We start from the raw sequence: 14402 nt of genomic DNA on the forward strand, positions 1-14402 counted from the left end.
CCAGTCCCGCAAACGAGCGCGGGTGGTTGAAATGCATGTCGCCCAAAAGTGTATGGCGGTTTTGGGTTACGACATGCATAGGGAAAAGCCGGATGCGTCCAGCAGCGGCTGTCTTTTATGGACAGATTTCGCCGCCGTAAAGCCCGGCTCAAATGTCAGCGTCATTTGATGAGGAGCGGCAGTTCCTTCAGGAACGCAGCCCGGGTCTTGAGGCCCTTTGGCATGTCCGTGCGGTTGGTGTCGACGACAAGCCGCGCAAAGACGATCTGGCGGCCATCCTTTTGCGCCCAGCCGACGAACCAGCCGAGCGAGCGCTTGTCCTGAACCTTGTCGGCGTCGTTGCGCAGCCTGGTGCTGCCGGTCTTGCCTTGCACCGTCCAACCCCCGGCCTGGAAGGTCGGGATGATGGCTGATGTCATGTCGTAGGCCTTGGCCGAGACAGGCAGCTTGCGGGCCAGCAGCTTGCGCAGGAATTCGACCTGCTCGACCGGCGTGATCTTGAGCGAGGAATTCACCCAGGACTTGGTCAAACCATCATTCTTGCCGGGATTACCGGAAACATCGGCATTGCCGTAGTCGAATTTCGAGACATAACCGGCAAAACTCTCAGACCCAAGCCGGCGGGTGATTTCCCGGGAAAACCACAGGATCGAATCTCGCTCCCAGACCACCGGATCGACGGTCTTCTGATCCCGCTTCACCGCGTTGAATTCAGGCTTGTAATCCCAGCTGGGCGTGTGCTCGTCGCTCAGGATCCCGCTGTCATAGCCGATCAGCGACAACGGCACCTTGAACGTCGACGCCGGGCTGAACCGCTGGTCGCACACCCCGTCCTGGTAAAGCGTCTTGCCGCTCGCCGCATCGGCGATCACCGTGCACTGCACGTCCCCCAACGGCGCCGATTGCGCGCGCAACGGAAATCCCAGCAGCCAGGCGAGCAGGAACAGTATCCCGGCAAAGATGAAGGGAAGACGGTCGAAATTGCGCATTTGTCTGCTCGCTGAAGAGGGGGGTTCGCGAGCGGCTTAGCGAGGTCTCTTGTCTCGATTTTGTCTCAAATGCGCAGTCTTTGTGCAGGCTGTTGTTAACCCTACCGGATCGTAAACGGGCAGAGCCGCCGGTACCTGACCGATGCGATCACCCCTGCGCTTCGCCGCGCTTGCTGCCGATCCGCCAGTACCGCCATGGCGTGAACCAGACATAACGATCCTCCAGCACCTCCGGCACGCGGTCGATGCCATGCGTGCCGAATGGCCCGCAGCGCAGCACGCGGAAGAATCCCATCCAGCCGCCGGCCCACAGGCCATGGCGGGCGATCGCCTCATGGGCATATTCCGAACAGGTCGGCAGATGCCGGCAGGAATTGCCGACAAAGCCCGACAGCGTCAGCTGATAGAGGCGCACGAGCGACGTGCCGAGGAGACGGCCCGGCGTCTTGCGCCATGGACCGGGCCAGTTGCGGCCGCGTTTCTGCGGCCTGGCGATATGCGCATGCCCATGCTGGTCGCGCACCACAGTCTCCGTATCGCGTTTCCCAGGCGATAGATGTGAGCTTCCACTGGAGAACGCAATCCCCACTCCTTGCGCGCACTCAATCGTCACGGGCGGAACGGCGAAACGGCTGCCAGTCAGCCGAAGCCACCCACCGGCCACGACTGGTCGGCTCTTCGTAACGCTTTTCATGCTGTCTTCTGTCACGCCATTGAAACGTTGCGATCCGCATGACATCGCCAAAGATGCTCAGCAACTGGATCATGGTCGGTCTCCTTTGATGCGATTAGACGGCCGCTGGCCTTCGCCTTCAAACGAGTATAATTTCCACTTCGGATAATCCTGGGTTATGCGAATGAAGCGTGGGCGCCTGCCGCTGACGGCATTGAGGAGCTTCGAGGCGGCGGGCCGGCATCTGAGCTTTAGCCGGGCCGCCGAGGAGCTTTTCGTCTCGCAGGCGGCGATCAGCCGGCAGATCCGGGAACTCGAAATCTTCCTGCATCAACCCTTGTTCGAACGTCACCATCGCCGTGTCGAGTTGACCGACACCGGCCGACGTCTGCTGGAGCAGCTTGTCAGAAGTTTCGACGCCATCGACACCTTGCTTGGAGAACTGGTGGCGACACCACCGCAGTCCGTGGTCCGCGTCAGTGTCGAGCCGTCGCTTGCATCCGTGTGGCTGGTGCCGCGGCTCAACCGGTTTCGCCAATTGCGGCCTGACATCGACGTCTCGCTCAAGGTCGACCCAAGGCTGATCGAGTTCCGCAGCGATCAGCCGGAGCTTGCCTTACGCTTCAGCACGCATGTCACCGCGTGGCCGCGCAGCCAGGCTGAGCGGCTTGCCTCGACTGTCGATTCACCGGTTCTGTCGCCGGCGCTGCTTGCTTCTGGCCCTGCCCTCGATGAGCCGATCGATCTTGCCCGCTACACGCTTCTGCACGAGGAAAACCGTCAAGGCTGGGCGCGCTGGTTCCAGGCGGCCGGCGTGCCCGCCGACGCCATACCGGCGCGCGGGCCGATGCTGGCGGATGCGTCGCTTTCAAAACAGGCCGCTTTGCTCGGACATGGCGTGGCCTTGGGCGATCTCTTGCAGATCGGCGGGGAAATCGCATCCGGCGCGCTGGTCAAGCCGTTCGACATCGACGTCGCATCCGGCGCCTATTGGCTGGTGGCCAGAAACTTGCGCGACCTCTCGGAACCGGCCGCCGCGTTCGCCGACTGGCTCAGAAGCGAATTCGTCGAAAGCAGGCGGGTGCTGGAAGCGCGGGCTTGAACCCTTCCGGCCGGGCTCCCGCTACTTTGCCTTCTTGCTGTATTTTTCGAAGAGTTTGTCGAGCGCATCCGCGGCCGGAAGCTCGCCCGGTGAGTCTTCTCCCGGGTTGAATGTGAGGATGACATCGCGCCACATATCGTAGTGGGCAGCATATGATGTCAGCCTGGGAAATGGCGCGCAGCGTGCGATGGCCCGGACAGCGGACTCGGCAACCTTGTCCGGCGGCGTCGTCACAGGACCGAGGATTTTTGGCGGGCCTGCGAGTGACCCGTCCTTGTTCAGACTGATGTGGACGCGTGCAATGCTGTGGGTGTTTGCAGGCATGTTCCAACAATGCTGGATTGCCTTCATGAGATAGTCGCCGATATCGTGCTCGACCGCTACGTCTGCCCGGCTCGGGGTCCCGCTCAACGCGAGTGAGCCAGCAAGGCTCCCGGCAAACACCAGGCTTTGGTAGCCAAACCCCAAGGTCAGGCCGCTTCTTCGGCGCGCTTCTTCTCGATCTGGCCGATGGCGTCGACCACGGCATCGAAAGTCAGCATGGTCGAAGCGTGCCGCGCCTTGTAGTCGCGCACCGGCTCCAGATATCTGAGATCCGCGAAGCGACCGTCCGGCGGGGCGCCATTTTCCTTGAGCATCTTCAGCATGGTGTCGCGCACCGCGCGCAATTCCTCAGCACTCGCGCCGACGACATGCTGCGCCATGATCGATGACGACGCCTGGCCGAGCGCACAGGCTTTCACGTCATGGGCAAAGTCCGTGACCAGGCCGTCCTGCATCTTGAGGTCGACGGTGACCGTGGAACCGCATAGCTTGGAGTGAGCCTTGGCGGTCGCGTCAGGATGATCGAGACGGCCGATGCGGCCAATGTTCCCGGCAAAACCGAGAATTTTCGCGTTGTAGACCTCGTTTATCATTATTTTCCAATCCGTCGCCGCCAAGCGAACAGCGATTGCCGCTGTCGTGTCTTCCTTTCGCTCGCTATGACCTTATATAATGCTGGCAGTCCGGTATCGACAAGAACGACGAAAGCCAATGTCCTTGCCGGGAAGTTCACGCCACTTACGGGGCTGGAAACGGGGCGAGTTTCCGACACCGAAAGGTCGTGGTCCGTTCAACTCGTTCCTCCGCCGAGAGGGACTACGGGAGACGCCTTTATGGATGCCGTCATCAAGAAGCTCATGCCACAGTCAGCCTATATGGAAAAGCCGGTCACCGACCGGCCAAGCGAAGCCGAAGTCGAAGCCGCCGTGCGCACGCTTTTGCGCTGGACCGGCGACAATCCGGACCGCGAAGGGCTGATCGACACGCCGAAGCGGGTGGCAAAGGCCTATCGCGAAATGTTCGGCGGCTACGACATGTGCCCGGCGGACGAGCTCGGCCGCACCTTCGAGGAGGTCGCCGGCTACGACGACCTGGTCATCGTCAAGGACATAACATTCCATTCGCATTGCGAGCACCACATGGTGCCGATCATCGGCAAGGCGCATGTCGGCTATCTGCCGGATGGCAAGGTTGTCGGCCTGTCCAAGATCGCCCGCGTCGTCGATATCTTCGCCCACCGCCTGCAGACCCAGGAGGCGCTGACGGCGCAGATCGCCGGCGTCATCCAGGACGTGCTCAATCCGCGCGGCGTCGCCGTCATGATCGAGGCCGAGCACATGTGCATGGCCATGCGCGGCATCCGCAAGCAGGGTTCAACTACGCTGACCTCGACCTTCACCGGCGTCTTCAAGGATACGCCCGAAGAGCAGGTTCGTTTCGTGACCATGGTGCGTGGCGGCGGGATCTGAATGGCCCTCGCCGGCCATCAGACCATGATCCCGAAAAGTGGAGACCGGTTTTCGGACAAGATCATGGTCAACGAGGAAAACGGACCGGCGATGTCGGCACTGGAATTTCCAAAAGCTCCGTCGGACAAGAAAGCGCTCGAGGAAGGCGCGGTGTTCTCGCCGCGCTTCGATGCAGCCGGGCTGGTCACGGTCGTCGTCACCGATGCCGGAGACGGCATGCTGTTGATGGTTGCGCATATGAATGCGCAAGCACTGGCACTGACGCTGGAGACCGGCATCGCCCACTACTGGTCGCGCTCGCGCAACGTGCTTTGGAAAAAGGGCGAAACATCAGGCAATTTTCAGCATGTCGTCGAGATGCTCACGGATTGTGACCAGGATGCCATATGGTTGCGCGTCAAAGTGTTGGGCCACGACGCAACCTGTCACACCGGCCGGCGTTCATGCTTTTATCGGACGGTGGGGCTGATCGATGGCAAGGGGACGCTTGCCGGCGACGGCAGCAAGCCGCTGTTCGATACGGAAAACACGTATCGGAAACCACCAGCTTGAACCTTCTGCCTGACACCAACCACACAGATTCATCATTTCGATACGGCCCGCTCGTATAGTAGCCGTGGGACAAGGGAGATCATGATGCTCGAGTGGGCGTCATTGCGTAACAGACCAGATGTCAGGGAGGCCAACGGCCTATCCTCGTCAGGCGGCGCGTCCGAAACCAACTCCCAGAAGAAAACAGCCATTTCGCTCGCCTTGGGTGGCGGTTGCGCCCGCGGCTGGGCGCATATCGGCGTGCTGCGCGCGCTCGACGAAGCCGGCATCGAAGTGTCGATGATCGCCGGCACCTCGATCGGCGCGTTGGTCGGCGGCTGCTATCTCGCCGGCAAACTGGACGAGCTCGAAGAATTCGCCCGCAGCCTGACCAAGCGCCGCATCTTCGGCCTGCTCGATCTCAATTTGCGCGGCAGCGGCCTGTTCGGCGGTATGAAGCTCGATGCAAGGCTGCGCGAGCACATGGCCGGCATTCGTTTCGAGGACCTTGCCAAGCCGTTCGTCGCGGTCACCTCCGAAATCCGCACCGGCCACGAAATCTGGCTGTCGAGCGGCTCATTGATCACCGCCATGCGCGCCTCCTACGCGCTGCCCGGCGTGTTCGAGCCGGTGAATTGCAACGGCCGCGTGCTGGTCGACGGCGCGCTGGTCAACCCGGTACCGGTTTCGGTCTGCCGCGCCTATGAGCAGCCGCTCGTCGTGGCGGTCAACCTTCACTATGATCTGTTCGGCCGCGCCGCCGTCATCAAGCACAGCGCCGGCGAGCTGGTCGTTGAAAAGGACGCGCCGCGGCCTGGTCAGATCGACGCCGAGCGCCAGTCGCATCAGACGCGGCTCGGCATCACCGGCGTCATGGTCGAGGCCTTCAACATCATTCAGGACCGGATTTCGCGCGCCAGGCTTGCCGGCGACCCGCCCGATATGTCGCTGCAGCCGAAGCTCAGCCATATCGGCCTGACCGAATTCCACCGCGCCGACGAGGCGATCAACCTCGGCTATCAGGCGACGATGGCGCAGATCGGCGAACTGACCCGGCTGCAGACCGTTCTCGCCTGACGCATATCTTCCCAACGCATGGAATCAAAACACTTGAAGCACCTCGATTGAATTCAACGCGACGCGCTTCAAGGTGACTGAGCAAGGATCAGTGCGCAGCTTCGGCAGAGGTGGCGGCATCCTGGGCTATGCCCGGAGCCTGCTTGAGCATCAGAGCCAGAACCGCACCAAGGAAAACCGCGGCGGCGGCGAACAATCCTGCCATACGCAATCCGTCGACGACATCCGATGTGGTAGCGGCCACTCCACCCAAACCGACATTGGCCACGACAAGAGCGGCGGCAAGACCCAAGGCTGCGCCGATCTGTAGGGATGTCGACCCTAGCGCCGAGGCGACTCCTTGTTCGTTGGCGGCCACTCCGGAAGCGGCAGCTACGAACAGCGTCGTAAAGGCGATGCCGCCACCGAAACCATAGATGAGGATCCCGGGCAGCACGGCCCAGTACGACCCGCCTGGTGACAGAGCAAGAGCGATCGCCACCAGCCCGATCCCATAGATGAGCATGCCGGCAACCATCGTGGCGCGAGTCCCCCACTTGGTGAGCAGCAGTGCCGCGCCCTTGCCGCCGCCGACCATCGCCAGCACGCCGAGCGGAACGAATGCCAGACCGGCGGCGAGCGCGTTGTAGCCAAGCAGGTTCTGAAAGTAGGTCGTGAGAATATAGTAGCCCGAACTCAGCGCCATGTGATGAAAGAAACTCACCGCCATGGCCGTGACAAGGCTTCGATTGGCAAACAGCCGCAGTGGCGCGAGCGGATCGCGCACGCGTCTCTCGATGAGAATGAAGGCACAAAGCAGCAGCACACCGATTGCAAGCGATCCGGTGCTGCGAACCGTATTCCAGCCCACCTCAGGTCCACTGGCCAAGCCGAACACCAGCAATGTCGCGGCTGCCGTGACAACCAGCGCACCCGGCAGATCAAAACTCCGCCTCTGGCCACTATTTACCGGATCGGGCGCCAGGAGAACTGGCGCGGCGACAAGAGCGGCGCCCAGAGCCAGTGGAACGGTGAAGAAGAAGACCGCTTGCCAACCCCAGCCATTGGTCAGGACGCCTCCGATGATGGCACCGGCTGCCAGGCCGCCACTACCCGTGGCACCCCAGACTGCCAGCGCCCGATTGCGTTCTGCACCTTCCGCGAAGCTGGTATTGATCAGCGCCAGAGTTGCAGGAAACAGAAGCGCCCCGCCCAGGCCCTGAACGGCCCGAGCGACCACCAGCGTAAGAGCATCGGGCGCAAAGCCTCCTGCAAAGGACGAGACGCCATAGAGCACGAGCGCCAGGATGAACATGCGCCGCGGGCCAAGCCGGTCAGCCGCTCGACCGCCGAGCAGCAGAAAGCCGCCAAACGCCACGGCGTAAGCGCTCACCACCCATTGCAGCGACTGTGGCGTAAAGCCGACCTCCCGGCCAATATCCGGCAGTGCGACATAGACGATGTTGTAGTCGATCGCGATTATGAACTGCGCGAACGCCAGCAGCGCGAGCCTGAGCCCGGACCAGCGTGGCACTCCCGCATCGGTTTGATTCAGTGATTTCCGCATTTGCATCTTTCCCGACTATGGATTCCGCAGCCCGCTCTTCGTCAGCGAGACCCGCATGCGGCTACCCTGGAGGCGCAGCGCTTGTTTCGGAATTGGCATTTTTGACAAAGATTGTGCTAAACTTGCCACTCGACGAAACCGATACCGGGAGCCGCCCCATGGCTGGCAAGTGCATCCACGTGGTCATCTGGCTGCCGTCCGATTTCTATTCGGCGGTTGTCTCGACGCTGGTGGAGATGTTTCAGCTCGTGAATGACGTCAGCGGCTCACAGGTTCTCTCCTGCGAGTTCGTTTCCAGGGCGCCGCCTGCAATTTCGACGGCCGGAATTTCTTTCCCTGCGAAGACGCAACCGTCTCGAAAAATGGATGTGTTGATCCTCATCGCGATGCCAGGTGTCGATATTCCCGAACTTCTGCGCTCGCTTGACCAGGAGAGTGAGTACTCAAAACCGCTGATCGCACTCGCACGACAACAGGATGCAATCATCGCGGCACATTGCGGTGCATGTTATCTGCTCGCCGATACAGGGCTGCTGGACGGCAAGCGTGCGACGATATCCTGGTGGCTAAAGTCCCACGTAAGCAGCCGATTTCCGCAAGTTCAATGGGACTCGTCGCACATGCTTGTTCGCGACGATCGCCTATACACTTGCGGCGGCGGATTTTCGGGACTGGAACTCGCCAAAGCTCTGCTGGTCGATCTCGGCTTCTCGAAAGAGGAGCGGATCGTTCGAAAGCTCTTGGTTCTTCCGCCTTCGCGCAAATTTCAAAGCCCCTACGAATTCCCTCTCGAAGAATTGCCGAAGGAGACCAATCCGCTGGAGACCAAACTGCGTGGACTCGCGGAAAACAAGATACGGGAAATCGATTTGGGCTTTCTCGCGGCGGGACTTGGCATGTCTGCGCGAACGCTGTCTCGCAGATTTGTTAGTGAACTCAAGACCACGCCGGGAAAATGGATCCAGGAAAGACGGCTTGAACTCGCAAGGTCGCTGCTTGAGGGAACCAAGCTAAGCGTCTCGGAAATCTGCTATCGGGTGGGCTATCAGGACGTGGCTTCGTTCAGTCGCACTTTCTCCAAGACGACCGGAATGGCGCCGGGCGAGTTTCGGAAGCAGATACGATCATAGATCGCCCGAGGCGAACATTGCCGCGCAAGCTACGGTTCGGTCACACAAGAACCTCACGCACGAGCCGCATCGCTGATGCGAAACTGCACGGTGCGGTTGCCGTTCCAGTAGTTGCCTGACAACGAACCGGCGACGTGGATCGTCTTGCCCCGGTTCTTGAACAGGAATTCGCCAAGTGCGGTTTCGACAGCGCGAAAGGCGATCGCCTGGATACGGCCGCCGCTTTCCGATTGCAGTTCGACGCGGATGTGGTTGGTGCCGACCGGCCGCGCATCGGCCAATCGGTGGCGCGGCAACGCGAAAACAGGGGCCACATGCCCGGCACCGAAGGGTCCGGCCTGTTCCAGCGCGTCGAGCAGGCTGAGCGTCGCGCCTTCAGCGGCAAGTGCGCCGTCTATGGCCAGGCTTTCCTCGCCCTGCAGGCGAAACACGTCGGCTGCCGCCCGTTCTTCAAAAAACGCCCTGAGTTCGCCAAGCCTTGCCCGCTCCACGGTGATGCCCGCCGCCATGCCATGGCCGCCGCCCTTGACGATCAGACCGGCAACGGCCGCCTCGCGCACCAGCCGGCCGAGGTCGAAACCCGAGACCGAGCGGCCCGAACCGGTGCCGATGCCCACAGCATTGAACGCGATGGCGAAGGCGGGCCGCCGGGCATGATCCTTCAATCGCGAAGCGAGCAGGCCGACAATACCCGGATGCCAGCTGTTGGAGGCGGTGACGACGATAGCCGGGCCATTGCCGCCGGCGAGCTCTGCATCGGCCTCGACGCGCGCCGCCGCGAGCATCTCCTGCTCCATCAACTGCCGTTCCTGGTTGAGCCGGTCGAGCGTCTCGGCAATGGTGCGCGCCTCGACCGGATCGTCGGTCGCAAGCAGCCGGCTACCAAGTGCGGCATCGCCGATGCGTCCGCCGGCATTGATGCGCGGGCCGATCAGATAGGCCAGATGGAAAGTGCTGATCGGCTCGCCGATGCGCGACACGCGTGCCAGTGCCGCCAACCCTTCATTCTTCTGCTGGCGCGCCATCTGCAGCCCCTTGACCACGAAGGCGCGGTTGACGCCGGTCAGCGGCACCACGTCACAGACTGTGGCCAATGCCACGATATCAAGCAGCGAAAGCAGGTCCGGCGGCGTAGCATCGGCCATGCGGCCGCGCAGGATCCTGGCCGTCTGCACAAGGGCGAGGAAGACCACGCCGGCGGCACAGAGATGGCCCTGCCCGGAAAGGTCGTCGTCGCGATTGGGATTGACGACGGCAATTGCCGCCGGCAAGGCACCGCCGACCTGGTGGTGGTCGAGCACCAAGACATCGGCCCCAGCCTCGTTGGCGGCATCGATGGAAACTGCGCTGTTGGTGCCGCAATCGACAGTGACGATCAGTGTCGCGCCACGCGAAACAAGTTCGCGCATGGCATCCGGGTTGGGCCCATAGCCCTCGAAAATACGATCCGGAATGTAGATTTCCGACGGCACCGAGAAATGCGTGAGGAACCGCTTCAGCAAGGCCGACGAGGCGGCGCCGTCGACATCATAGTCGCCGAAGATCGCCACCTTTTCCTTGGCCATCACCGCGGCGGCGATGCGGGCCGCCGCCCTGTCCATGTCGGTCAGCGATGCCGGATCCGGCAGAAGATCGCGGATCGTCGGGTCGAGAAACCGCTCGGTCTGTTCGGCGGTAACACCACGGCCGGCAAGCACCCGCGCGACGATGTCGGGCACGCCATGGCCTTGCGCGATGGCGAGCGCAATCATGTCCTGGCGTTCTGTCAGCCGATGTTCCCAGGAAACCCCTGATACTGACTGCCTGACATCGAGGAAGAGGCGTTTTTCGCCGGTCATACGCTTTGCCAACTCATCGTTGGCCGCACGATAATGCATGTCGCCCATAAGTGGGCAGCGGTTTTGGGGCGACGACCTGCATTGGCAACAATTTTAAGCGCGTCGCGTTCACGCGACGCTCTATAGGCCAAAGGCAGGCAAAGCCAAGCGATTCACGGGTGCGCGCGGTCCCGAAATAAGTCAAGAAAACTGCGCTTTCGGCTTTTCAGCCTGGCGCCGAAGCCATTCGTCGGCCGCATCGCCCATCGTCTTTTCCACACCGTCCTTGAGCCAAGCCATGAAAGGCCGGTCGAACCTGAATGCATCGCCGCATTCCCGGATGAGAAAGCGACGCACATTCTGGGTGTTGCGATAGGACTTTGTGATGGCGGTGGCACGCGAAATCGGATCCGCATGCCAGTCGAACGGTTTCATCGTCAAATCCTTGCAGCCAGCATCGGATGCGCCCGAATGGCTAGCAATTGCAAGGTGGCTTCGCAAGCGAGCGTCAGAACTTATCCAGACCCTGATGGCGGGCCTTGATCTCGCGCACCGTCCGCGACGACGAGCGCAGCACGATCGTGTGGGTGGTGATGTAATTGTGGCCGAACTTGACGCCAGCCAGCATGTTGCCGTCGGTGACACCGGTGGCCGCGAACAGCACATCGCCGCGCGCCATGTCCTCCGTCCGATAGACCCGTTTCGGATTGGAAATACCCATCTTTGCCGCGCGAGCAACCTTTTCCGGCGTGTCGAGGATCAGCCTGCCTTGCATCTGGCCGCCGGTGCAGCGCAGCGCGGCAGCGGCCAGCACGCCCTCTGGTGCGCCGCCAGTGCCGAGATAGATGTCGATGCCGGTTTCTTCCGGATCCGTGGTGTGGATGACGCCGGCGACATCGCCATCGCCGATCAGCCGGATCGCGGCACCCGTGGCGCGCACGGCATCGATCAGCCTGGCATGACGTGGCCGGTCGAGAATGCAGGTGGTGATATCCGATATGGCCACGCCCTTCGCCCTGGCGAGGCTGGCGATGTTCTCAGCCGCCGAGGCGTCGATGTCGATGACGCCGTCCGCATAGCCCGGGCCGATGGCGATCTTGTCCATGTAGACGTCGGGCGCAAACAGCAGGCTGCCCTTTTCGGCGATCGCGATGACCGCGAGTGCATTGGGCAGGTTCTTGGCGCAAATCGTCGTGCCTTCGAGCGGATCGAGCGCGATATCGACGGCCGGACCTTTGCCGGAGCCGACTTCCTCGCCGATGTAGAGCATCGGCGCCTCGTCGCGCTCGCCTTCGCCGATCACCACAGTGCCCTTGATGGCAAGCCGGTTGAGTTCCTGGCGCATGGCGTCGACTGCGACCTGGTCGGCCGCCTTTTCGTCGCCGCGCCCGCGCAGCCTGGCGGCCGCGACGGCGGCTCGTTCGGTGACGCGCACCAGTTCCATGGTGAGTATCCGGTCAAGGCCGGCGACGATGTTCTGGGCCACATTCATCTGGTGATTTCCTCGTTGGCAATGCGGCCTCCCGCCGGAGGCGGGCCTGTTTTGTCAAACCAGCATGACAACGGCAAGACCTACTGAGGATTTTATCGAATAACCAACAATACCAATCGGTTAAGCCGCATCCTGAAACGATACTGGCCCGATCGCCGTGCGCCGGGCCAGTCTCAAAACGGTAAAAATGGCGGCGTTCGCGGCCTAGAAAACCGCGAGGTATTTGAGCAGTGAAATGATGCCGATGATGATGACGATGACCTGAACTATCTGTCTCATCCGGCCATCGAGCGGCAGGCGTTGAACCAGATAGAGAACGAGGATGATGACGAGGAATGTGATCAGGATGCCGATCAATGCTGATGAAGCCATGGTGCCCTCCTTAAAAGTGATTTGCTGAAAACAAGAGAGTGGGCCGGAAGCCCGGCCCTATCGCGCTGCGGTCAATACCAGCGGCGGGAGGTATCGTTCGTCGATTGACCAATGGCGAAGCCGGCCAGAAAGCCGAGCAGGCCGATCACGCCGACCAAAGCTGTCGTCGTACCTGGATTTTCACGCGCGACCTCCGAAACAGCCTGAGCCTGGCTGCGCAGCTGTTGCGCCGTACGCGAAGCGCGGCTCGCGGCCGTGTCGTACAACTCGGACGCCTGTTCGCCGGCGTCGTCGAGCATCTCCGCGCCCCGCGCCGAAATGCTCTTGTTGATCTTGGTGATCTCCTTGCGCAAATCGGCAATCTGCTTTTCCAGCGTCTTCTGGATGTCGTCGATATTAGGGGTGTCGGACTTGTTGGTATCGGCCATGAAGCGGTTCCTCTGGTTGCTGACCAAGAGAACGGCGACGACACCAATTCGTTCCCGCGTGGCGGCTGTCCCCACCAGACCAGACCTCAATGCCTGCGGGATTCCTGTCCCGCAGGGCCTATCGGGCGAAAGCTACCCCGCCCGCTCGATGCGGATGACCTGCGGCTTGTCGGTCAGATGGCCATCCTTGGTGATGCCATCGACGGCCTTGCGCACAGCAGCCTCCGTCGTCTCGTGGGTGACGAGGATCACCGTCTTCTGTGCCGCCGCCTCGCCATTGACCGCGTGCTGGACGATCGATTCCAATGAAATGTCATTATCGGCCATGCGCTTGGCGATTGCCGCGAAAACGCCGATGCGGTCATGCACGGTCAACCGGATGAAATAGCCGCCGGCATGGCTGCGCATCTGCGCCTTCTTGTAGGGTTTCAGCTCCTTCGCCGGCCGTCCAAAGACCGGACCATGCTGGAAGCCTGGCCGGCTCTTGGCGATGTCGGCGATGTCGCCGATGACGGCCGAGGCGGTGGCGTTGCCGCCGGCACCGGGGCCTGACAGCAGCAGTTCGCCCAGAATGTCGGTCTCGATCGCCACCGCATTGGTGACGCCATGCACCTGCGCGATGACCGATGCCGTCGGCACCATCGTCGGATGCACGCGCTGCTCGATGCCGCTCTCGGTATGCTGGGCGACACCCAGCAGCTTGATCCGGTAGCCAAGATCGGCGGCCGCGCGGATGTCGGCCTGGGTGATGTTGGAGATACCTTCCATATAGATGTCGTTGGCGGCGATCCTGGTGCCAAAGGCAAGGCTGGTCAGGATCGACAGCTTGTGCGCGGTGTCGTGGCCCTCGATGTCGAACGTCGGATCGGCTTCGGCATAGCCCAGCCGCTGCGCGTCCTTCAGGCAAGCATCAAACGAGATGCCCTCGGCCTCCATGCGCGTCAGGATGTAGTTGCAGGTGCCGTTGAGGATGCCGAACACGCGCGTAACCGAATTGCCGGCCATCGCCTCGCGCATGGTCTTGATGACGGGAATGCCGCCCGCCACCGCCGCCTCATAGTTGAGCAGAACACCCTTTTTCTCGGCGATCTCGGCCAGCGCCACGCCATGCTTGGCCAGCAGCGCCTTGTTGGCGGTGACGACGTGACGGCCGGCTTCGAGTGCCGCTTTCACCGACGAGCGCGCCGGGCCCTCGTCGCCGCCGATCAGTTCGACGAACACGTCGATTTCTGCGGTCTGCGCCATCTTGACCGGATCGTCGAACCACTTTGCCGAGCTCAGATCGACGCCGCGATCGCGCTTCTGGTCGCGCGCCGAGACGGCGGTGACGATCACGTCACGGCCGCACTGGCGGGTCAGTTCCACCGCTTTGTCGCGCAGCACGCGCGCCACCGACGCGCCAACGGTGCCGAGGCCGGCAATTCCAACACGCAATGCTTCAGCCATGTCCGG

The 14402-nt window shown here is 61.9% G+C and carries 17 protein-coding genes; 5 read left to right on the forward strand and 12 right to left on the reverse strand.

Translation table 11 applies throughout. From position 1 onward, the window contains the following. Nucleotides 1-161: 161 nt before the first annotated feature. The 3 genes from blaOXA to AC0L24_RS10485 form a co-directional block, all read right to left on the reverse strand. Complete coding sequence (blaOXA, locus tag AC0L24_RS10475; protein WP_292630262.1) at nt 162-989, reverse strand: class D beta-lactamase; 828 nt, start codon at nt 987-989, stop codon at nt 162-164. Between the two features lie 148 nt (nt 990-1137). Then, nucleotides 1138-1512 carry a membrane protein insertion efficiency factor YidD gene (yidD, locus tag AC0L24_RS10480; protein WP_292630259.1) on the reverse strand — a complete coding sequence of 125 codons (375 nt, stop codon included), beginning with the start codon at nt 1510-1512 and terminating at the stop codon, nt 1138-1140. 79 nt (nt 1513-1591) lie between these two features. Next, nucleotides 1592-1756 carry a hypothetical protein gene (locus AC0L24_RS10485; protein ID WP_127322935.1) on the reverse strand — a complete coding sequence of 55 codons (165 nt, stop codon included), beginning with the start codon at nt 1754-1756 and terminating at the stop codon, nt 1592-1594. A 90-nt stretch (nt 1757-1846) separates the two neighbouring features. On the opposite strand from AC0L24_RS10485, the gene AC0L24_RS10490 reads away from it, so the two are divergent. Further along, nucleotides 1847-2764, forward strand: coding sequence for a LysR substrate-binding domain-containing protein (locus tag AC0L24_RS10490; RefSeq protein WP_473563695.1), 918 nt, complete (start codon nt 1847-1849; stop codon nt 2762-2764). Between the two features lie 21 nt (nt 2765-2785). Here AC0L24_RS10490 and AC0L24_RS10495 read toward each other — a convergent pair whose 3' ends face one another. Continuing rightward, the gene (locus AC0L24_RS10495; protein WP_473563696.1) at nt 2786-3232 is read right to left on the reverse strand and encodes a cell envelope integrity TolA family protein; all 447 of its coding nucleotides are present in this window, start codon (nt 3230-3232) and stop codon (nt 2786-2788) included. Between the two features lie 2 nt (nt 3233-3234). Further along, entirely contained in the window at nt 3235-3681 is a 447-nt protein-coding gene (locus AC0L24_RS10500) for an iron-sulfur cluster assembly scaffold protein (protein ID WP_127267647.1), read from the reverse strand. 240 nt (nt 3682-3921) lie between these two features. On the opposite strand from AC0L24_RS10500, the gene folE reads away from it, so the two are divergent. From folE to AC0L24_RS10515, 3 genes are all read left to right on the forward strand, one after another. Beyond that, nucleotides 3922-4557 (forward strand): GTP cyclohydrolase I FolE, encoded by a 636-nt coding sequence (gene folE / locus AC0L24_RS10505; protein WP_127399015.1) that lies wholly within the window; start codon nt 3922-3924, stop codon nt 4555-4557. 90 nt (nt 4558-4647) lie between these two features. Beyond that, nucleotides 4648-5109, forward strand: a complete 462-nt coding sequence (gene hisI, locus AC0L24_RS10510; protein WP_127399016.1) for a phosphoribosyl-AMP cyclohydrolase — start codon at nt 4648-4650, stop codon at nt 5107-5109. 84 nt (nt 5110-5193) lie between these two features. Further along, a complete protein-coding gene (locus AC0L24_RS10515) occupies nt 5194-6165 on the forward strand; it encodes a patatin family protein (RefSeq protein WP_127267650.1) in 972 nt (323 codons plus the stop codon). An 88-nt stretch (nt 6166-6253) separates the two neighbouring features. Here AC0L24_RS10515 and AC0L24_RS10520 read toward each other — a convergent pair whose 3' ends face one another. Next, the gene (locus tag AC0L24_RS10520; protein ID WP_128289484.1) at nt 6254-7711 is read right to left on the reverse strand and encodes an MFS transporter; all 1458 of its coding nucleotides are present in this window, start codon (nt 7709-7711) and stop codon (nt 6254-6256) included. Between the two features lie 158 nt (nt 7712-7869). On the opposite strand from AC0L24_RS10520, the gene AC0L24_RS10525 reads away from it, so the two are divergent. Further along, a complete protein-coding gene (locus AC0L24_RS10525; RefSeq protein ID WP_164873856.1) occupies nt 7870-8841 on the forward strand; it encodes a GlxA family transcriptional regulator in 972 nt (323 codons plus the stop codon). Between the two features lie 53 nt (nt 8842-8894). Here the strand turns inward: AC0L24_RS10525 and recJ are convergent, their stop codons facing one another. The 6 genes from recJ to AC0L24_RS10555 form a co-directional block, all read right to left on the reverse strand. Continuing rightward, the gene (gene recJ / locus AC0L24_RS10530; protein WP_127397568.1) at nt 8895-10679 is read right to left on the reverse strand and encodes a single-stranded-DNA-specific exonuclease RecJ; all 1785 of its coding nucleotides are present in this window, start codon (nt 10677-10679) and stop codon (nt 8895-8897) included. Nucleotides 10680-10859: 180 nt separating this feature from the next. After that, complete coding sequence (locus AC0L24_RS10535) at nt 10860-11093, reverse strand: DUF6434 domain-containing protein (protein WP_127810572.1); 234 nt, start codon at nt 11091-11093, stop codon at nt 10860-10862. Between the two features lie 73 nt (nt 11094-11166). Then, on the reverse strand, nt 11167-12150 hold the full coding sequence (gene glpX, locus AC0L24_RS10540; protein WP_127810573.1) for a class II fructose-bisphosphatase: 984 nt from the start codon (nt 12148-12150) through the stop codon (nt 11167-11169). Between the two features lie 204 nt (nt 12151-12354). After that, entirely contained in the window at nt 12355-12522 is a 168-nt protein-coding gene (locus AC0L24_RS10545) for a Thivi_2564 family membrane protein (RefSeq protein ID WP_013531988.1), read from the reverse strand. A gap of 71 nt (nt 12523-12593) precedes the next feature. After that, nucleotides 12594-12950, reverse strand: a complete 357-nt coding sequence (locus tag AC0L24_RS10550) for an ElaB/YgaM/YqjD family protein (protein WP_127379827.1) — start codon at nt 12948-12950, stop codon at nt 12594-12596. Nucleotides 12951-13082: 132 nt separating this feature from the next. After that, nucleotides 13083-14396: a homoserine dehydrogenase gene (locus AC0L24_RS10555; RefSeq protein ID WP_127322886.1), complete on the reverse strand. Its 1314-nt coding sequence runs from the start codon at nt 14394-14396 to the stop codon at nt 13083-13085. Nucleotides 14397-14402: the final 6 nt, after the last annotated feature.

The sequence above is a fragment of the Mesorhizobium sp. WSM4809 genome (assembly GCF_055811655.1).

Excerpts from the sequence above, each read along its gene's own strand:
- blaOXA (WP_292630262.1), bottom strand. The coding sequence starts at position 989 with ATGCGCAATTTCGACCGTCTTCCCTTCATCTTTGCCGGGATACTGTTC.
- AC0L24_RS10485 (WP_127322935.1), bottom strand. The coding sequence starts at position 1,756 with ATGATCCAGTTGCTGAGCATCTTTGGCGATGTCATGCGGATCGCAACG.
- AC0L24_RS10490 (WP_473563695.1), top strand. The coding sequence starts at position 1,847 with ATGAAGCGTGGGCGCCTGCCGCTGACGGCATTGAGGAGCTTCGAGGCG.
- AC0L24_RS10500 (WP_127267647.1), bottom strand. The coding sequence starts at position 3,681 with ATGATAAACGAGGTCTACAACGCGAAAATTCTCGGTTTTGCCGGGAAC.
- folE (WP_127399015.1), top strand. The coding sequence starts at position 3,922 with ATGGATGCCGTCATCAAGAAGCTCATGCCACAGTCAGCCTATATGGAA.
- hisI (WP_127399016.1), top strand. The coding sequence starts at position 4,648 with ATGTCGGCACTGGAATTTCCAAAAGCTCCGTCGGACAAGAAAGCGCTC.
- AC0L24_RS10515 (WP_127267650.1), top strand. The coding sequence starts at position 5,194 with ATGCTCGAGTGGGCGTCATTGCGTAACAGACCAGATGTCAGGGAGGCC.
- AC0L24_RS10520 (WP_128289484.1), bottom strand. The coding sequence starts at position 7,711 with ATGCGGAAATCACTGAATCAAACCGATGCGGGAGTGCCACGCTGGTCC.
- AC0L24_RS10525 (WP_164873856.1), top strand. The coding sequence starts at position 7,870 with ATGGCTGGCAAGTGCATCCACGTGGTCATCTGGCTGCCGTCCGATTTC.
- recJ (WP_127397568.1), bottom strand. The coding sequence starts at position 10,679 with ATGACCGGCGAAAAACGCCTCTTCCTCGATGTCAGGCAGTCAGTATCA.
- AC0L24_RS10535 (WP_127810572.1), bottom strand. The coding sequence starts at position 11,093 with ATGAAACCGTTCGACTGGCATGCGGATCCGATTTCGCGTGCCACCGCC.
- glpX (WP_127810573.1), bottom strand. The coding sequence starts at position 12,150 with ATGAATGTGGCCCAGAACATCGTCGCCGGCCTTGACCGGATACTCACC.
- AC0L24_RS10545 (WP_013531988.1), bottom strand. The coding sequence starts at position 12,522 with ATGGCTTCATCAGCATTGATCGGCATCCTGATCACATTCCTCGTCATC.
- AC0L24_RS10550 (WP_127379827.1), bottom strand. The coding sequence starts at position 12,950 with ATGGCCGATACCAACAAGTCCGACACCCCTAATATCGACGACATCCAG.
- AC0L24_RS10555 (WP_127322886.1), bottom strand. The coding sequence starts at position 14,396 with ATGGCTGAAGCATTGCGTGTTGGAATTGCCGGCCTCGGCACCGTTGGC.